This is a genomic window from Micromonospora chersina (genome assembly GCF_900091475.1).
Classification (GTDB): Bacteria; Actinomycetota; Actinomycetes; order Mycobacteriales; family Micromonosporaceae; genus Micromonospora; species Micromonospora chersina.
Genome location: NZ_FMIB01000002.1, coordinates 3,611,266 through 3,628,756, shown reverse-complemented (window position 1 = coordinate 3,628,756; position 17,491 = coordinate 3,611,266). Strand labels below are relative to the sequence as shown.

Sequence of the window (17,491 nt, the reverse complement as noted above, 5' to 3'; positions counted from 1 at the left end):
CCGGGATGCGGGAGGATGCCGGAGTGAGCGACGAGGTGGACGAGCGGGTGACGCCGCCCCTGGTGGACGAGGCCGTGAAGAAGGCCGCGGTCGCCTGGGTGTCGGTGGCCGGCGGGCCGGCGTACGCGTTGTGGTGCCTGCCGCTCGACGGCGCGCTGCTGGTGGTGACCGGCCCGGGCGAGCAGTCCGCCCCCGGCCTGGCCGACGCCGCCGAGGCGGACGTGACCCTGCGCGGCGACCACGGCGGCCGGATCGTGACCTGGCCGGCCCGGGTGACCCGGCTGCGGCCGGGCACCGAGGAGTGGGAGAACGCCGCGCCGCTGGTCGCCGCGAAGCGGCTGAACGCCTCCGGCCCCTCCGCCGACCTGGTGGCCCGCTGGGCGGCCGAGGGCTGTGCCCTGAACCGGCTGAGTCCGGCGGGCACCGCGCTGACCGGCGCCGACCTGCCGGCCGGGTCGCTGGCCGAGCAGCCCCGGGAGGCGCCGGTGGTCCGCGCCACCCGCAAGCCGTTCCGGCTCCACAAGGTCCGCCGCCGCTGAGCCGCCGCCCCCGTCACCGCCGGCCGGTCAGCCGACGCCGACCGGGTCGAGCAGGTCGAGCACCTCGGTGAGCGAGGTGAGCGCAGGGCCGTCCCAGCCGTGGTCGGCGTTGAAGACCATGTGGCCGGTCAGGTCCGGGGCGGCCAGCCGGACCGCCGTCATGCCGGCCCGCTCGGCGCCGGTGAGTTCCTGGCTGCCGCCGTCGCCCACGTAGAGGCAGTCGGCCGGGGTGAGGTCGAGCCGGTGGCAGGCGGCCAGGTAGAGCGCCGAGTCGGGCTTGCACCGCCCGACCTGCACCGAGAAGACCCGCACGTCGAGCAGCGGCGCGACCGCCAACTGGGGCAGGAACGCCGGCAGTTCGTGCGTGCAGTCGCTGATCAGGCCGGTGCGGACGCCCTGACCGCGCAGCGCGGCCAGCACCGGCACCGCCTCGGCGCGCAGCCGGGTGTCGGCGCGTACCGCCCGGTGGCGGGAGGCGACGGCGGCGCGTACCGCCTCGTCGGACGGATGCACGCCGGCCTGGCCGCAGACCCAGCGCAGGGTCGCCTCGGCGTTGCCGAACCGCCCGCTGGCGCGCTGGTAGTAGCTGCGGTCGAGCACGTCGATCAGGGTCTCGGTGGGGCAGCCGAGCAGCTCGGCGATGGTGCGGTGGGCGGACCCGCGCTGGACGCAGCGGGTCAGCGTGCCGAAGAAGTCGAACAGCACCGCCTGGTACCTGGGCATGGGGGAACTGCCTCCGGGCGTCGAGGGGGGATCGCCGGGACGCGCATGATCGTAACGGAGTGCTGACGGTCCGTGGTGTCGGAGGGCGTGTGAGTATTGCTCCCCGTGTCCCACCCTCCGCACCGCCCACCGCTCGACGCGCTGACCGTCGGCGCGCTCGCGCTGGCCGTCGCCGCCGTCTCGTCCTCGGCGCCGCTGGTCGCGTTCGCCGCCGCGCCGGCCCTGGCCATCGCCTTCTGGCGCAACGTCCTTTCGCTGGCCGTGCTCGGGCCGGTCTCGCTGACCCGGCGGCGGGCCGAGTTCCGGGCGCTGACGGTCGGCGCGGGCCGGCGGGAGGGGCTGTACTGCGTACTCTCCGGGGTGGCGTTGGCCGCCCACTTCGCCACCTGGATGCCGAGCGCGCAGCTCACCTCGGTGGCCGCGGCGACCGCGCTGGGCGCCACCCAGCCGGTCTGGCAGGGGCTCATCGCCCGGTGGCAGGGGCGGCGACTGCCCGCGGCGGTCTGGGCCGGCATCGCGGTCGCGGTACTCGGTGCGGCGCTGGCCACCGGCGCCGACTTCAGCGTCTCCGGCCGGGCCTTCACGGGCGACCTGCTGGCGGTCGCCGGCGGCATGTTCGCGGCGGTCTACACCGCCTTCGGCGAGCGCGCCCGGGCGAGCATCAGCACCACCACCTACACCACCATCTGCTACGGGGTCTGCGCCGCGATCCTGCTGGTGGTCTGCCTGGCCGGCGGGGTACGCCTGCACGGCTACGACGGCGCCACCTGGCTGGCGATCCTCGGCCTGGTGGCCGGCGCCCAACTGCTCGGCCACTCGATGTTCAACTACGCCCTGCACCGGGTCTCGGCCACCACGGTCAGCGTGCTGATCCTGCTGGAGGCGCCCGGGGCGGCGCTGATCGGCTGGGTCTGGCTGGGCCAGTTGCCCCGCACGCTGGCCCTGCCCGGGCTGGGTCTGCTGCTGGCCGGCGTCGCCGTCGTCATCCTCGGCGGGGCCCGGGCCGGCCGCCGCGCCGAGCCGGTCCCGGTGCCCGCCGACCCCTCCCCGCTGACCGACTGACCCGCTTTTGCGGAAAGTGCCCCCCGCCCGACCCGATTCCGTGAAAGTGCGGAGGGTGGGGGCGGCAGGGGAGCACGACGACGCGGACGAGCGGGGGACGATCGTCACCCCGTCGGCCGAGCTGCCGCCGCTCGGCATCGAGGAGCGTGCGGCCCTCAGCCGGATCGGTGAGCGCTGGCGGGAGCCGCGCGACCCGGACGACCTGCCCGTCGACCCGACCCTCGGGCGCAGCGGGCGGGCCCCACGACCGACCCGGTTCGGCCGGTTCGCGCCCATCGAGATGTTCACCGTCGAGGAGCCGGGGGAGCTGGTCGCCAGCGAGCCGGCCCATCTGCCCGGCTCGCGGGCCGGGCGGCTGCTCTCCCGGGCCCGCCGGACGCTGTTCGGCCCGCCGCTCTCCAGCGCCTCGGTGCTCTACGAGCGGATGCGCAAGCTGGTCGCCCTGCCCGTGCTCTCCTCCGACCTGCTCAGCTCGGTGGCGTACGGGCCGGAGGCGCTGGTGAGCGTCCTGGTGCTGGCCGGCAGCGCCGCGCTCGGGCTGTCCCTGCCGCTGGCCGCCCTGCTGGTGGTGCTGATGATCGCGGTCGGGCTGTCCTACCGGCAGACCATCCCCGCCTACCCGCACGGCGCCGGCTCGTACATCGTGGCCGGCGACAACCTGGGCCGTACCCCGGGACTGGCGGCGGCGGCCGGGCTCATGCTCGACTACGTGCTGACCGTGTCGGTGTCGGTGGCGGCCGGCGTGCACGCGGTCACCTCGGCGGTGCCCGGCCTCACCCCGGTCACCGTGCCGCTCGGTGTGCTGGTGATCGCCGTGCTGCTCGCGGGCAACCTGCGTGGCGTGCGCACCGCCGGAAACCTCTTCGTCCTGCCCACGTACGCCTTCGTGGTCGCGGTCCTCGCGGTGCTGGTGGTCGGCTACGCGCGGGCGGCGGGGCGGGGCTTCGCGCCCGTGTCGCCGCCGCCGGTGCCGGCCGCCGAAGGGCTGGGCCTGCTGCTGGTGCTGCGCGCGTTCTCCTCCGGCGCGGTGTCGATGACCGGCATCGAGGCGGTGTCGAACGCCGTCCCCGCCTTCCGGCCCACCGAGTGGCGCAACGCCCGCACCACGCTGGGCTGGATGGTCGCCATGCTGGTCACCCTCTTCGCCGGCCTGGTCGGGCTGATCCACCTGGACGGCCTGGTCCCGCGGCCGGGCGAGACGCTGCTCTCCCAGCTCGGCCGGGTGACCTTCCCGACCGGACCCTGGTACGCGTTCCTCCAGGCCACCACCGCGCTCATCCTGCTGCTGGCGGCGAACACCGCGTTCAACGACTTCCCCCGCCTGCTCTTCTTCATGGCCCGGGACGGCCACACCCCCCGCCGGTTCCTGCACATGGGTGACCGGCTGGCGTTCAGCAACGGCCTGGTCGCCCTCTCGGTCACCGCCGGGGTCGTCTTCGTCGCGTTCGGCGGGCACACGGAACGGCTGATCCCGCTCTACGCCGTCGGCGTCTTCCTCGCCTTCACCCTGTCCCAGGCCGGCATGGTGGTGCACTGGCGCCGCCACCGCGGGCCGGGCTGGCACCGCCGGCTGGCGCTCAACGCCGTCGGCGCGACGCTCTCCGCGTTGGTGCTGATCACCGCCGCCGTGGCCAAGTTCAGCGAGGGCGCCTGGGTCGTGGTGGTCGCGGTGCCGCTGCTGGTGCTGCTGTTCCGGCGGATCCACCGGCACTACGCCACGCTGCACCGCGCCCTGGCGCTGCAGCCGCCCACGCCGTCCGGGCCCGCCGCGTCCGCCGAGCGCGAGGAGCTACCCCAGGAGGTACGCCACCTGGTCGTCGTGCCGGTGGCCCGGCTGAACCGGGCGTCGCTACGGGCCCTGGCGTACGCGGCGTCGCTGGGCCAGCCCACGCTGGCCGTGCACATCGCCCCGGAGGAGGTCGAGGCGGACCGTTTCCGCGAGCAGTGGCAGGCATGGGGCGACCACCTGCGGCTGGAGACGATCGTGTCGCCGTACCGGGCGGTGATCGGGCCGCTGGCGCACTACCTGGAGGCGCTGCACACCACCCGGCCCGAGCTCACGCTGACCGTGATCGTGCCGGAGGTGGTGCTCCGCCGCCGCTGGCACCGCCCCCTGCACAGCCGCGTCGAGCAGCGGCTCCGCGCCGCCCTGCGGGCGCTGCCCGGCGTGGTGGTCACCACCGTCCCGGTCCACGTGGCCGAGTGACGCTCAGAGGTACGCCGCGAAGTGGTCGGCCACCAGCGCGAAGACCTCCTCCGCGTCCCGGCTCCCGTCCACCTCGACCACCCGGATCCCCAGGTCCCGGGCCCGGGCCACGGCGTCTGCCGCGACCAGTTCGTCGCGGGCGATCTGGTTGCGCCAGGCCCGCTCCGGGTCGCGGACCCGGGGATGGCGCGCTCTCGCCCGCGGCAGCCGCTCCACCTGGTACGCGCGGAACTCCGGCGTCGGCGCCAGCACCACCATCTGCCCGGTCGACTCGACGACCGGCGCGACGAGTTCCGGCCGCAGCCCCCAACCCTCGGCGACCACCCGGCGGCCGCTGACCAGCGCGCTGAGGTCGTCCAGCACCCAGGCGAACCGGCCTGGGAAACCGGCCAGCGTCTCGACCGCCATCCGCTCCGGGGCGAGGTCCACCCAAACCGCGTCCGGGTCGGGCCCGGCGGGCGGATCGCCGCGGCGGACCCGTTCGGCCACCCGCCGGTCCTCGTGCCCCCGGGCGTCGTGCCTGTCGTAGAGGTAGGCGGTCAGCCCGTGGCGCAGCGCGAGCGTGACGGCCAGGGTCGTCTTGCCGGCCCACTGGGCGCCACCGATCCAGAGGGCCCGGCGCGCGGTGGCGAGCGGATCGAAGTCCATGCCTCGACCCTGCGCGCGGTCAGCCGCAAGATCAAGTCTTGTTCCCGCCGGCCGGCCGTGATGGAGTGAGGGAAGGAAGGGAATTCGGCTCAGACGTCGTGGACGTCGAGGACCTGGGTGGTGGGGGCGGCGTCGCCCAGCGCCTCCCGCAGCGCCACCCGCTCCGGGTCGACAAGGAACGCGTCGTAGCCGGCCCGCGCCGCGAACCGGATCACGTGCACCTCGGTCCGCCCGTCCCCGGTACGCAGCCGCCGCTCCAGCCGCCCGCCGTGCCGCCCGAGCAGGGCCAGCACGTCGTCCTCGTACCGCCGGCCGGCCTCCGGGTCGGCGCTCAGGTCGACCAGGGCGACGACCCGGAGCACCCCGGCCGGGTCCTCGACGAGCGGCTTCCAGAAGTGGTGGTCGACGTGGCCGCCCGGGATGCCGTCCCGGATGCCGGTGTCGGTGTAGCCGTGCCGGCGGTAGAAGTCCGGCGCCTGGAAGGAGAACGAGGCCACCGAGATCTCGGTGCAGCCGCGCCGCCGGGCCTCCTCCTCGGCGGCGTCCAGCAGCCGGCCGCCCCAACCCTCGCGGCGGCGGTCCGCCCGCACCCACACGGTGTTGATCCCGGCCCGGCCGCCCCAGGTCCACCCGGTCAGCCCGGCCACCAGCCCACCGTCCGGGTCGACGACGCGCACCGTCAGGTCGGCCTCGTCGGTGGCGCCCGTGGCGGCGTTGTTGAAGGCGGTCAGCTCCCGGTCGATCCGGGCGGCCAGCTCGTCGTCGGCGCCGCCGACGTGCAGGGTCGGTCCCTCGTGCTCGGTCATGCGGCGGAGTATGGCAGCGGACGACCCGGCGGGCGGACCCGGCGACGGTTCAGGCGTCGATGCCGACGGCCTTGGCGCTGGCGGTCCAGAGCCGGGCGGCGAGGGCCGGGTCGGCCGCCTTGGGCAGCGGCCGGCGGAGTCGCCGGTCGGCGTAGTAGCCGCCGTCGACCAGCCGGGCCGGGTCCTGGTTGGCCAGCCAGACCAGGGTTTCCGCGCCGCGCTCCGGGCTGCGGAACGGCAGCAGCCGCATGCCGAGCGCGACCAGCCGGCTGTCGTTGCCGAACCGGGTCCGCACCACTCCCGGGTGGAACGAGTACGCCGGCACCTCCGGCCAGCGCCGGGCCGCCTCGGCGGTGAACAGGATGTTCGCCTGCTTGCTGGTGCCGTACGCGCGCATCGGCCGGTAGCGGCGCAGCGCGGCGTTGAGGTCGTCCGGGTCGAGCGCCCCGCTGCGGTGCGCGCCCGACGCGGTCACCACCATCCGGCCGATCCGGTCCCGCAGCAGGTTGCTGAGCAGGAACGGCGCGAGGTGGTTGGCCTGCATGCTCAGCTCGAAGCCGTCGACCGTGGTGACGGGCTGGAGCACGATCGCCCCGGCGTTGTTGGCCAGCACGTCGATCCGGTCGTACGCGGCGCGCAGCCGCTCGGCGAGCCCGCGTACGTCGTCCAGCACGGCGAAGTCGGCGCGGAACAGCTCGGGTTGCTCGCCGCAGCACTCGCGCACCCGTTCCCCGGCGGCGCGCAGCCGGGCCGGATCCCGGCCGACAAGTACCACGCGGTCGCCGCGGCCCGCCAGGTCGACCGCGGCGGCCAGTCCGATGCCCGAGCTGGCGCCGGTCACCACCACGGTCCGCCGCTCAGTGAGATCTTCCACAGGTCCATTCACCCCGGTCACGGCACGAGGTTACCGTGGCGTCACAACGCCCTTTGGGATCGTTAAGTTCTCGTCTTTCACGTGGTGGCGTCGGCGTGCCCGCCGGACGCTGGAAGGAGCGCATCCATGGCCGCAGTCGGTCGCCCCCGCCGGTCCTGCCTCGCGGTACCCGGCTCCAGCGTCAAGATGCTCGGCAAGGCCCAGGGCCTCCCCGCCGACCAGGTCTTCCTCGACCTGGAGGACGCGGTCGCGCCGCTGGCCAAGCCGGACGCCCGCAAGAACATCGTCGCCGCGCTGAACGAGGGCGACTGGGCCGGCAAGACCCGGGTGGTCCGGGTGAACGACCTGACCACGCCGTGGACCTACCGCGACGTCATCGAGGTGGTCGAGGGCGCCGGCGCCAACCTGGACTGCATCATGCTGCCGAAGGTCCAGAACGCCGAGCAGGTGCACTGGCTGGACCTGCTGCTCACCCAGATCGAGAAGACGCTCGGCCTGGAGGTCGGCCGGATCGGCATCGAGGCGCAGATCGAGAACGCGGCGGGCCTGGTCAACGTCGACGCCATCGCGGCCGCCTCGCCCCGGGTCGAGACGATCATCTTCGGCCCGGCCGACTTCATGGCCTCGATCAACATGAAGTCGCTGGTGGTCGGCGCGCTGATCCCGGACTACCCGGGCGACCCCTACCACTACATCCTCATGCGGATCCTCATGGCCGCCCGGATGCACGACAAGCAGGCCATCGACGGCCCGTTCCTCCAGATCCGGGACGTGGACGCGTTCCGTGAGGTGGCCAAGCGCTCCGCGGCGCTCGGCTTCGACGGCAAGTGGGTGCTGCACCCGGGCCAGATCGACGCGGCCAACGAGGTCTACTCCCCGGCCCAGGACGACTACGACCACGCCGAACTGATCCTCGACGCGTACGACTACTACACCTCGGAGGCGGGCGGGAAGCTCGGCGCCGTGATGCTCGGCGACGAGATGATCGACGAGGCGTCGCGCAAGATGGCGCTGGTGATCGCGGCCAAGGGCCGGGCCGCCGGGATGAGCCGCACCTCCTCGTTCACCCCGCCGTCGGAGTGACCGCGGGACGCTGACCGCGACGGGCCGCCCCGGCCGACCGGGGCGGCCCGTCCACGTCAGTAGCCGCTGGAGCTGTCCGAGTTGACGGCGATCACGATCATCACGACGTAGAAGATGATCAGCGCCACCAGGAATGCGGTGAGGATCCAGCCCACGATGATGGCCGCCTTCGCCATGCCCTCGCCCTGCTCGCCGGTCTCCCGGATCTGCTTGCGGGCGACGTGGCCCATGATCGCGCCGATCGGGGCGGTGATGCAGGAGGTGAAGCCGATCAGCGAGAGCACCAGCGCCACGATGGCCAGGGAGTTCGTCTTGCTGGACGGGGGCGCGTAGGCGGGGTACGCCGGCGCGGGGTAGCCGGCCGCCGCGTACGGGTCGCCGGGCGTCGGGTAGCCCGGCGCGGCGTAGGGCGTGCCGGCCGGCGGGTAGCCGGGGGCGGCGTACGGGTCGCCGGACTTCATGCCGGCGTACGGGTCGGCGGGCGAGTACGGGTCCGCCGAGGTCGGCTGGGCCGGGATGGGGTTGCCGGCCATCGGCAGCGTCGGGTCGGCCGGCGGGCTCGACTGCGGTCCGGCCGCCGTCGACGGGTCGTGCCAACCACCGGGCGCTGGGGGATAGGTCATCAGATCATCTCCATGGACGTGGTGCGGTCAGGGTAGCCATCGGCGCGCAAGTCGCAGGACCCCCTTTCCGGGTGCCGCGTTGCCCGGGACGTCCACAACGGGCAGGATCGCGGCATGGCACTTGACGCGCGCGGCGGTCGGTCGCGACGGGACGTCAGCCGGCCGGGCCTGGTGCGCCGGCCGCGCGTCGGCGGCCCGACCGGCTCCGCCGACCAGGACCAGCCGGCACCGCTCGAAGAGCCGGCCACCATGCGCCTGGACGGCCGGGTCGCGCTTGTCACCGGCGCGGGCAGTCCCGACGGCATCGGGTACGCGACCGCCCGCCGCCTGGCCGACCTGGGCGCCCGGGTGGCGATCGTCTCCACCACCCGGCGGATCCACGACCGGGCCGGCGAGCTGGGGGTCACCGGCTTCGTCGCCGACCTCACCGACGAGTCCGAGGTGGGCGCGCTCGCCGACGCCGTGGCCGAGCAGCTCGGCGACGTCGAGGTGCTCGTCAACAACGCCGGCCTGGCCAGCCGGGCCAGCCCGGAGGTGCTCCGGCCGGTGGCGCAGCTGACCTACGACGAGTGGCGTGGCGAGATCGACCGGAACCTGACCACCGCGTTCCTGTGCAGCCGCGCGTTCATCGGCGGGATGGCCGAGCGGGGCTGGGGGCGCATCGTCAACCTGGCCGCGACCGCCGGGCCGGTCAACGCGCTGCCCACCGAGGCCGCGTACGCCGCCGCGAAGGCCGGCGTGGTGGGGCTGACCCGGGCGCTGGCCATGGAGATGATCGCCGACGGGGTGACCGTCAACGCGGTGGCGCCGGGGATCATCCACACGGCGGCGTCCACGATGGTCGAGATCAAGCAGGGTCTCGGCACCCCGGTTGGCCGCCCCGGCACGCCGGACGAGGTGGCCGCGGCCATCGCCTTCCTCTGCTCGCCGGCCGCCTCCTACATCACCGGGCAGATGCTTGTGGTCGACGGCGGCAACAGCGTCCGCGAGGCCGAGTTCCGCTGACCGTCAGTAGCCGCGGCCGTTGTCCGAGTTGGCCCAGAAGGCGAGGCCGATCCAGCCGCAGCAGACCAGCAGGCCGATCCCGGTGAAGACGTAGCTGAGGATCAGCCCCCAGGTGGCGAGCTGGTCGCCCTCCTCGCCCGTCTGCCGGATCTGCCGCTTGGCCAGGTGGCCGCAGACGATGCCGGCCGGGGCGAACACGAAGGCGAGGACCAGCGACAGGATGGCGAGCACGTTCGGCCCGCCGCCGCGCGGCGGCTGCGGTCCGGGCCCGGGCGGCCCGTACTGGCCGTACGGGGGCTGCGGGGCGTAGGGCGGCTGGGCACCGCCGGGCGGCTGGTGCCCCCAGTGCGGCTGCTGCTGCGGCTGCCCGTACGGCTGCTGCGGCTCCCCGTAAGGCTGGCCGTAGGTGGGCGGCTCGTACGGCGACGGTGGCTGGTCCGGCTCACCGGGTGGTTGGCTCACGCCCTCCTCGCCCCCTCGCCTCGCAGGTCGACGGCCCTCTCTCTTGCGGACGCTACCCGCAGCGGTGAACCTTTTCACAGCGGTTGTGTGGACTGGTCACCTTGGCTCCGCCGGTCCCGGGCCCGATACTGACCCAGCGTTCAGTTACCCACGAGTAGTGCGCCGATCCCCCGGAGGCTGAGATGGCCCGACTCGCCCAGACGCCCGGCCTGACCGATGTGCAGCGGTCGATCCTGGAAACGGTACGGGAGTTCGCCGACAAGGAGATCATCCCGCACGCCCAGCGGCTGGAGCACGCCGACGAGTACCCCACCGACATCCTCGACGGGATGCGGGAGATGGGGCTGTTCGGCCTCACCATCGACGAGGAGTACGGCGGTCTCGGCGAGTCCCTGCTGACCTACGCCCTCGTGGTGGAGGAGCTGTCCCGGGGCTGGATGTCGATCTCCGGCATCGTCAACACCCACTTCATCGTGGCGTACCTGATCTCCCAGCACGGCTCGGCCGACCAGAAGGCCCGGCTGCTGCCGCGGATGGCCACCGGCGAGGTGCGCGGCGCCTTCTCGATGTCGGAGCCCGAGTGCGGCTCGGACGTCTCGGCGATCAAGTCCAAGGCGGTCCGCGACGGCGACAACTACGTGCTCAACGGCCAGAAGATGTGGCTGACCAACGGCGCGTACTCGTCGGTGGTCGCCACCCTGGTCAAGACCGACACCGGGGCCGACTCGGTCTACGGCAACATGAGCACCTTCCTGCTGGAGAAGGAGCCCGGCTTCGGCGAGACCGCCCCCGGCCTGACCATCCCCGGCAAGATCGACAAGATGGGCTACAAGGGCGTCGAGACCACCGAGATGGTGCTCGACGGCGTCACCGTCCCCGCCTCCGCCGTGCTCGGCGGCGAGGACAAGGTGGGCCGCGGCTTCTACCAGATGATGGACGGCATCGAGGTCGGCCGGGTCAACGTGGCCGCCCGCGCCTGCGGCATCTCCATCCGCGCCTTCGAGTTGGCCGTCGCGTACGCCCAGCAGCGCCGCACCTTCGGCCAGCCGCTCGCCAAGCACCAGGCGGTCGCGTTCAAGCTCGCCGAGATGGGCACGAAGATCGAGGCGGCGCACGGCCTCATGGTCAACGCGGCCCGGCTGAAGGACGCCGGCCAGCGCAACGACGTCGAGGCCGGGATGGCCAAGCTGCTGGCCTCCGAGTACTGCGCCGAGGTCGTCCAGGAGGCGTTCCGCATCCACGGCGGCTACGGCTACTCCAAGGAGTACGAGATCGAGCGGCTGATGCGCGAGGCGCCGTTCCTGCTCATCGGCGAGGGCACCTCGGAGATCCAGAAGACCATCATCAGCCGAGGCCTCCTGAAGGAGTACAAGCTCTGACGCCCTGAGACCCGCCCGACCCCCGTGTTGATCAAGAAGTTCGCGTCGGATCCGGCCGTTCCGCTGACGCGAACTTCTTGATCAACGGGGCTGGGTGGGGTCCGGCGCGGGGAGGTGCCGGCGGGCGCGGGTCACCAGTGCCTTTGGGTCGTCGGCGTAGAGGCGGATTTCTTTCACCGGTGTGCTCGGTCCCTTTGGTAGGGGTACCGACAGGGGTTCTCGCAGCATCACGTCCACCGCGGTCTGGCTGCCTACGCCGAGGTTCAGCACCGTGGGGTCGTCCGGGTCGTACTGGACGGCTCGGCTGGACGGCAGTGACCGGTAGCGCGCCTCTACCCGGGCGACCGCACTCCACGGGATCGTGACGTCCAGCGAGGCGCCGTTGCGGATCCGCAGGCCGGTGTCGTCGGCGACGTGCGGGTGGATCCGCAGGCTGGCGAGCAGTCCCACCATCCACAGCACGCCCCAGACGCCGAGCCCGATGGCGGCATGCCGGACCGTGGGCCAGCCGACGGTGTGCCTGAGGATCAGGTCGAGGACCGGGATCTCGATTGTCGACAGCGCGATGAACACGCCGAGGATCGGCTGCACCACGCCGACGTAGGAGAACGTCTCCGCGCCGGGCGCCACCGGGTAGGGCCGTCGCAGGACCCATCGGGCCAGGCTGCGCCACATGCCCCACTCGTACGCGACCGCGCGGCGAGCCAGCCGGACCACGTCGACGCCTGCCATCTCCCGCCCACCCTTCCGTTTGCATTGCAGTTGCAACGTAAACGCTGGCCGGGCGACGTGTCAATGCAGTCGTATTGTGAAAGCATGGGTGGATGCCGAAGCGGGTCGATCACCGGGAGCGCCGCGCGCTGATCGCGGACGCGCTCATGCGGGTCGCGGCCGAGCAGGGCCTGGAGGCGGTCAGCCTTCGGCACGTGGCGGCCGCGGCCGGCGTCAGCTCCGGGATGGTGCAGCACTACTTCCGCACCCGCGACGAGATGATGACCTTCGCGCTCGCCGTGGTCCGCGACCGCAACGAGGCGCGGGTGACCCGGGCCATCGCGGCGCTCGGGGAGGCACCGGCACCGCGCGAGCTGCTGCGGACCATGCTGGCCGAGTTGCTGCCGCTCGACGAGGAGCGCCGAGCCGACGGCCGCGTGGCGCTGGCGTTCCTGGCCTACACCGCCGTACGCCCGGCCGTCGCCGCCGCGCTGCACGACGAGACAGCCGGGCTGCTGGACTTCATCGCCGGCCTGATCCGTTCCGGAGCCCCCTCGAGGGTGGACCCGGAGCGGGCCGCGGTCGGGTTGCTGGCGGTGATGGAGGGGCTCGGCATCTACCTGCTCGGCGGTCACTACCCGCCGGAGACCGCCCTGGCCGCCCTCGACACCCAACTCGACCTGCTTTTCGGCCCCGAGCCCCCACCCGGGGCCGTCAACCGTGACGGGTCAGGCCGGCAACCGCCCGTCCGACGATGAGGCCGGTTCCGGCGGGGTCACCGGCAGCCCCACCGCCAGCGCCTCCGGCGCGGCGCGAAATCGCTCGATCGCGGCCAGCAGCCGCTCGTCCGACACTGTCACGTCGCGCCCGCCGACCACCTGCGGCAGGAGCCGGCCCGGATCGAGACGCAGCCACACGCCGTCCTCCCGCTTCCGGGAGTTCGGTCGGGCCTCCCGGATCTCCGACCACGGATACCACTCCCCACCGTCCCGGATTCCGCTCGCGGTCAACGCGAGCCGGCCGGTGAACCGGACCTCTCGGTAGACGGCCCAGCCCAGGCCGAGGGCCACGGCCGCCAGCAGCACCGGTCGCCCCACCTCCACCCACCGCCAACGGTCTGGCAGCAGCGAGGCGACGCCGAGCGTCACCACCGACCCCAGGGCCAGATCGGCGGTCAGCCGCAGCCAGCCCGCCGTGGACCGCCGGGCCACCAGCCCGGGCTCCGTGCCGTGCCGTCCGACCACCCGGGACCGCCAGCGCAGCCGGCCGGTCCGGCGTGGCCGCCAGTGCTGCTGCGCCAGGTGCACCGCGGTCACCATCCACACCTGGCCGCGAAACTGGGTCAGGTCGGACGCATCCAGCGCGAGCAGCCCGCGGGCGGTCGCCACGGCCACCGCCGTGCCTGCCAGCAGGGCGAGCAGCCGCCGGGACCAGAGCTCGTCGGGGCCGGATCGCACCGGCCCTACCCCCGAACCTGGAAGGGACACGCCCGGAGGGTACGCGGCGGCCGCCAGTGCCGCCGTCCCCCGATCCGGCGTGCCCGTGAGCCGGGCGCGTCCGGTGTCTCAGTTCCTGCGCGAGAGCCCCGCAGCGGCGCGCTCGATGATGAGGCAGCGGTCCTCGACGTAGTCGATGCCCGCCTCCTCGGCGATCCGTCGCGCCTCGGCCGAGAAGATCCCGAGCTGCAACCAGACCGCCGGCGCGCCGATCGCCACCGCCTGCCGGACCACCTCGACGGCGTCCGCGGCCGGGCGGAACACGTCGACCAGATCGACGGGGTGCGGGATGTCGGCGAGCGTCGGGTACGCCTTCTCGCCGAACAGCTCGTCCACGGTCGGGTTCACCGGGATGATCCGCCAGCCGTGCCGCTGCATCTCCAGCGGTACGCGGTGCGCGGCCTTGCCCGGGTCGCGGGACGCGCCCACGACGGCGATCACGGCGGAGTCGGCGAGGATCTGCTGGGCGGAACGCATTCCCCGAGCCTAGCCCGGCCGGCCGTCGCCGACCGGGAGAGCGCGGCGCGTCAGGGCTGCACGCTCAGCGGACCCGCCCGTGAGTGCGTGCCGGAGCCGGTCGTACTCCGCCGGGGAGCCGATGGCCGCCCGGTGCTGCGGATGGGTGGCGTAATGCTGGATGGCCGCGGCCAGGAGCGCCGGGGCGACGGTCAGCTCCCGGACCGGCACGAGGACGCCCGTTCGTGGCCACCGGCCGGCCCGGCGGACCAGTTCCGGCCGGACGATCGGCAGCCGGAGGTAGCGGCCCGCCGCACCCGGCCCGACCGGCATCTCCGTGCCGAGTGCCTCCCACGGCACGACGGCCAGCGGACGCGGGGCGCCGCAGGTGACGCCCGCCGCGGTCAGCGTGACGAACGGCAACCGCCGCCACTGCCCGGCCGTGATCGCGACGCCGAGCACGACGTACGCGGCGACAAGCGTCCACCGGAGAGGGTCGTGACCGGCCCGGTGCCCGCTGTCGACCGCCATGAACGCGAACCACCCGCACAGGATCGGCGGGACGGTGAGGGCCCGGTTCGGCGGCGAGAAGAAGGCGCGGGCGGTCTCGTCGACGCGCAACTGCGCGGTGCCCGGCCGGCGCAGCAGATCCCTGACTGCCAGGACGACGAGAAGGACGGGCGGGACCACGGCCAGCAGGCCGACGGCTCCGCCGGCCGAGCCCGCCCACTGGGAGAGCAACCCACCGCCGAAACCCACGGCAGGTGCCATCAGTGCGCTGGCCCGCTGGCGGCGCAGCGCAGCAACGATGATCTCCCGCACGGGCGAATCGTAGGCGGTCCCGGCTACAGCAGGGAGAGCTGCTCGGCCACCGGGGCGGGCGCCTCGGGCAGCTGACGGTTGTCGCCGGCCTCGCCCCGGTGCAGCCCGTGCCGGCGGGCCGCCATCCGCACCCGCGCGGTCACCTCCCGCTGGTATGCCTGCGGCGCGTACGCCCCGGCCTGGTAGAGCTGTCGGTAGCGGGGGACCAGGTGCGGGAACTCCCGGGCCAGCCAGCGCGCGTACCACTCGCGGGCGCCGGGGCGCAGGTGCAGCGGCAGTGGGGTGACGCTGGTGGCCCCGGAGGCGGCGATCGCGGCCACCGTGGCGTCGACGGACTCGTCGTCGTCGCTGAGCCCCGGCAGGATCGGCGCCATGAGCACGCCGACGGAGAAGCCCGCGTCGGTGAGCTGGCGTACGGCGTCGAGGCGGCGGCGCGGGCTCGGTGTGCCGGGCTCGACGGCCCGCCAGAGCGCCTCGTCCACGAAACCCACCGAGTAGGACAGCCCGACCCGGGTCACCTCGGCGGCCTGGCGCAGCAGTGGCAGGTCGCGCAGCAGGAGTGTGCCCTTGGTCAGGATCGAGAACGGGTTGGCGAAGTCGCGCAGCGCCTCGATGATCTGGGGCATGAGCCGGTAGCGCCCCTCGGCCCGCTGGTAGCAGTCCACGTTGGTGCCCATGGCGATGTGCGCGCCGCGCCACTTCGGGGCGGCCAGCTCCCGGCGGACCAGCTCACCGGCGTTGACCTTCACGATCACCTTCCGGTCGAAGTCCGCGCCCGGGTCGAGGTCGAGGTAGGTGTGCGTGTTGCGGGCGAAGCAGTTGTGGCTGACCACCCCGTTGGCGATGAAGTCGCCGGTGCCGGTGGTGATGTCCCACAGCGGCAGCTCCAGCCCGAGGTCCTCGATGGCGGCCACCCGCAGTCGGGCCCGGCACTTGAGCGCCATGCCCTCGATCGAGCGCCTGCTGGTGACGGCCGGGTCGGTGAGGTGGAAGAAGCGCAACCGCTCCGGCAGGCCGCCGGTCAGCCGGAGCTGGGGTGCCCGGTTGAGCGTGCCCGGGTCGTCGAGCATCCACCGGAAGCCGAACCGGTCCAGGGCGGCGCCCGCCCGGTCGCGGCTCTCGTCGTCGCCGACGCTGATCCGGAACACGCCCCGCCGGCAGCTGCCGGCGGCGTCGAAGGTGCCGGCGAGGAGGCCCAGCCACCAGTCGTCCGTCGGCTCGTCCGCCGGGCGGATCAGCTCGGCGACCGCCTCGGCGTCGCCGGGTCGGCTGGTGCGGATCGCGGTCGTCGACCGGCGGCCGGCGCGGACCGGCGGGCCGGGCATCCGCTCGGTGCGGATGCCGGCGTCGGCGAGGAACCGCTCGGCGCGCGCGAGGGCCTCCTCCTCGGCGGTGGCCAGCCGGAAGCGGCTGCCCGGGTGGCCGGCGTCGCGGACCAGGGCGCAGAGATAGCCCCGCCGGTAGTCGGCGGAGCGCTTCGGTGCGGACGCGAACCGGCCGGTCCCGAGCAGCCGGTTGCGGGTGGTGAGGTAGGGCCGCCGGTCGCCACCCCGCATGCTGCCGGTCACGTGCTTCCAGCCGCGCTCGGTGAGAAACCGGTGGTCACCGCTGGCGACAAGCGTGGTGCCGTCCTCCAGGGTGACCCGGTGGGCCCGCTTCACCGTCGACCACTTGGCGAGCACCGTGGTCACCACGTAGTGCCGGTAGGCCCCGCGCCGCTCGGTGCCGTAGATACGGTCGCCGACCTCCAGCTCGCTGATCGGTCTGGTGCGGCCGTCGGCCATGAGGATCGGTGTGTCACCGGAAACGCAGTAAACGCAGGCATGGGAACAGCCCCGGTAGGGGTTGATCGTCCACTCGAACGGGACGCGGGACTGGCCCGGCACCCGGTTGATGATCGACTTGGCGCGCACCTCGTAGAACGTCATGCCGGCGAAGCCGGGGGTGTCGAACGTGCGGGCGATCGCGCCGGGGAGCGCCAGCGGCAGGGGTGGAGTCGCTGGCGCTGCCCCGTCGGGAGTCCCCTCGTCCGGGGGAGCGGAGAGGTTGTCCCAGCGCATGTGCTTCATTCGAACATGCGTACGAACGAAGCGCAAGTGACCCGCCGGACACCGGCCACCGGAGTGGGACCGCCGGGGTGCAGGATGGAGGCATGGAGACGTCGACCTTCGTCTACGACGGCGACTGCGCGTTCTGCACCCGCTGCGCGCAGTTCATCGAGCGCCGGATCCCCACCGGCGCCCGCGTGGTCCCCTGGCAGTTCGCCGATCTGGCGGCGCTGGGGCTGACGGAGGCCGAGTGCGAGGAGGCGGTGCAGTGGGTGGGCGCCGACGGCTCCCGCGCCGCCGGTCCCGACGCCATCGCCAGGCTGCTCGGCGAAAGCGGGCCGGCCTGGCGGGTCGCCGGCGCCGGGCTGCGCTTCCCGCCGGTGCGGGCGGCGGCCTGGCCCGCGTACCGGTGGGTGGCCCGCAACCGGCACCGGCTGCCCGGCGGCACGGCCGCATGCGCCCTGCCGCAGGAGGCCCGGGAGCGCCTCTACGGCCCCACCGGCCGGCCCGGCCCGACCTCCTGACCGGACTCCCGGTCCGCCGGACGC

Annotated in this window: 19 protein-coding genes; 8 read left to right on the top strand and 11 right to left on the bottom strand. The window is 73.7% G+C overall.

Annotated features, from left to right (window positions below; genetic code table 11):
• Positions 1-5: 5 nt before the first annotated feature.
• Positions 6-539 (top strand): hypothetical protein, encoded by a 534-nt coding sequence (locus tag GA0070603_RS16650; protein ID WP_167544554.1) that lies wholly within the window; start codon positions 6-8, stop codon positions 537-539.
• Between the two features lie 27 nt (positions 540-566).
• Here GA0070603_RS16650 and GA0070603_RS16645 read toward each other — a convergent pair whose 3' ends face one another.
• Positions 567-1,262: an HAD family hydrolase gene (locus tag GA0070603_RS16645; RefSeq protein ID WP_091314554.1), complete on the bottom strand. Its 696-nt coding sequence runs from the start codon at positions 1,260-1,262 to the stop codon at positions 567-569.
• A gap of 96 nt (positions 1,263-1,358) precedes the next feature.
• Here GA0070603_RS16645 and GA0070603_RS16640 point away from each other — a divergent pair, with 96 nt between their 5' ends.
• Together GA0070603_RS16640 and GA0070603_RS16635 are read left to right on the top strand one after the other, a co-directional pair.
• The gene (locus GA0070603_RS16640; protein WP_425270437.1) at positions 1,359-2,324 is read left to right on the top strand and encodes a DMT family transporter; all 966 of its coding nucleotides are present in this window, start codon (positions 1,359-1,361) and stop codon (positions 2,322-2,324) included.
• Positions 2,325-2,379: 55 nt separating this feature from the next.
• The gene (locus GA0070603_RS16635) at positions 2,380-4,530 is read left to right on the top strand and encodes an APC family permease (RefSeq protein ID WP_244282540.1); all 2,151 of its coding nucleotides are present in this window, start codon (positions 2,380-2,382) and stop codon (positions 4,528-4,530) included.
• A 3-nt stretch (positions 4,531-4,533) separates the two neighbouring features.
• Here the strand turns inward: GA0070603_RS16635 and GA0070603_RS32060 are convergent, their stop codons facing one another.
• The 3 genes from GA0070603_RS32060 to GA0070603_RS16620 form a co-directional block, all read right to left on the bottom strand.
• Positions 4,534-5,178, bottom strand: a complete 645-nt coding sequence (locus GA0070603_RS32060; RefSeq protein WP_091314542.1) for a hypothetical protein — start codon at positions 5,176-5,178, stop codon at positions 4,534-4,536.
• A gap of 89 nt (positions 5,179-5,267) precedes the next feature.
• Positions 5,268-5,984, bottom strand: coding sequence for a GNAT family N-acetyltransferase (locus tag GA0070603_RS16625; protein WP_091314538.1), 717 nt, complete (start codon positions 5,982-5,984; stop codon positions 5,268-5,270).
• Positions 5,985-6,033: 49 nt separating this feature from the next.
• Positions 6,034-6,858: an SDR family NAD(P)-dependent oxidoreductase gene (locus tag GA0070603_RS16620; RefSeq protein WP_091314535.1), complete on the bottom strand. Its 825-nt coding sequence runs from the start codon at positions 6,856-6,858 to the stop codon at positions 6,034-6,036.
• 126 nt (positions 6,859-6,984) lie between these two features.
• On the opposite strand from GA0070603_RS16620, the gene GA0070603_RS16615 reads away from it, so the two are divergent.
• The gene (locus GA0070603_RS16615; protein ID WP_091314533.1) at positions 6,985-7,941 is read left to right on the top strand and encodes an HpcH/HpaI aldolase/citrate lyase family protein; all 957 of its coding nucleotides are present in this window, start codon (positions 6,985-6,987) and stop codon (positions 7,939-7,941) included.
• Between the two features lie 56 nt (positions 7,942-7,997).
• Here GA0070603_RS16615 and GA0070603_RS16610 read toward each other — a convergent pair whose 3' ends face one another.
• The gene (locus tag GA0070603_RS16610; RefSeq protein ID WP_091314529.1) at positions 7,998-8,564 is read right to left on the bottom strand and encodes a DUF4190 domain-containing protein; all 567 of its coding nucleotides are present in this window, start codon (positions 8,562-8,564) and stop codon (positions 7,998-8,000) included.
• Between the two features lie 114 nt (positions 8,565-8,678).
• On the opposite strand from GA0070603_RS16610, the gene GA0070603_RS16605 reads away from it, so the two are divergent.
• Complete coding sequence (locus GA0070603_RS16605; protein WP_091314524.1) at positions 8,679-9,569, top strand: SDR family NAD(P)-dependent oxidoreductase; 891 nt, start codon at positions 8,679-8,681, stop codon at positions 9,567-9,569.
• A gap of 3 nt (positions 9,570-9,572) precedes the next feature.
• Here GA0070603_RS16605 and GA0070603_RS16600 read toward each other — a convergent pair whose 3' ends face one another.
• The gene (locus GA0070603_RS16600) at positions 9,573-10,031 is read right to left on the bottom strand and encodes a DUF4190 domain-containing protein (protein WP_091314521.1); all 459 of its coding nucleotides are present in this window, start codon (positions 10,029-10,031) and stop codon (positions 9,573-9,575) included.
• 182 nt (positions 10,032-10,213) lie between these two features.
• Here GA0070603_RS16600 and GA0070603_RS16595 point away from each other — a divergent pair, with 182 nt between their 5' ends.
• On the top strand, positions 10,214-11,410 hold the full coding sequence (locus GA0070603_RS16595) for an acyl-CoA dehydrogenase family protein (RefSeq protein ID WP_091314517.1): 1,197 nt from the start codon (positions 10,214-10,216) through the stop codon (positions 11,408-11,410).
• An 81-nt stretch (positions 11,411-11,491) separates the two neighbouring features.
• Here GA0070603_RS16595 and GA0070603_RS16590 read toward each other — a convergent pair whose 3' ends face one another.
• Positions 11,492-12,142: a PH domain-containing protein gene (locus GA0070603_RS16590; protein ID WP_091314513.1), complete on the bottom strand. Its 651-nt coding sequence runs from the start codon at positions 12,140-12,142 to the stop codon at positions 11,492-11,494.
• Positions 12,143-12,234: 92 nt separating this feature from the next.
• Here GA0070603_RS16590 and GA0070603_RS16585 point away from each other — a divergent pair, with 92 nt between their 5' ends.
• The gene (locus tag GA0070603_RS16585; protein WP_091314509.1) at positions 12,235-12,879 is read left to right on the top strand and encodes a TetR/AcrR family transcriptional regulator; all 645 of its coding nucleotides are present in this window, start codon (positions 12,235-12,237) and stop codon (positions 12,877-12,879) included.
• Here GA0070603_RS16585 and GA0070603_RS16580 read toward each other — a convergent pair.
• The 4 genes from GA0070603_RS16580 to GA0070603_RS16565 all read right to left on the bottom strand — a co-directional run bounded on the left by GA0070603_RS16580 (position 12,850) and on the right by GA0070603_RS16565 (position 16,955).
• Positions 12,850-13,578, bottom strand: a complete 729-nt coding sequence (locus GA0070603_RS16580; RefSeq protein ID WP_091314506.1) for a hypothetical protein — start codon at positions 13,576-13,578, stop codon at positions 12,850-12,852. The genes GA0070603_RS16585 and GA0070603_RS16580 overlap by 30 nt on opposite strands.
• 108 nt (positions 13,579-13,686) lie before the next feature.
• Positions 13,687-14,094: a CoA-binding protein gene (locus GA0070603_RS16575; RefSeq protein WP_091314502.1), complete on the bottom strand. Its 408-nt coding sequence runs from the start codon at positions 14,092-14,094 to the stop codon at positions 13,687-13,689.
• 9 nt (positions 14,095-14,103) lie between these two features.
• The gene (locus GA0070603_RS16570; RefSeq protein ID WP_139131881.1) at positions 14,104-14,895 is read right to left on the bottom strand and encodes a hypothetical protein; all 792 of its coding nucleotides are present in this window, start codon (positions 14,893-14,895) and stop codon (positions 14,104-14,106) included.
• A gap of 23 nt (positions 14,896-14,918) precedes the next feature.
• Positions 14,919-16,955, bottom strand: coding sequence for an intein-containing Rv2578c family radical SAM protein (locus GA0070603_RS16565; RefSeq protein WP_091314493.1), 2,037 nt, complete (start codon positions 16,953-16,955; stop codon positions 14,919-14,921).
• A 92-nt stretch (positions 16,956-17,047) separates the two neighbouring features.
• On the opposite strand from GA0070603_RS16565, the gene GA0070603_RS16560 reads away from it, so the two are divergent.
• Positions 17,048-17,467: a thiol-disulfide oxidoreductase DCC family protein gene (locus tag GA0070603_RS16560; RefSeq protein ID WP_091314489.1), complete on the top strand. Its 420-nt coding sequence runs from the start codon at positions 17,048-17,050 to the stop codon at positions 17,465-17,467.
• Positions 17,468-17,491: the final 24 nt, after the last annotated feature.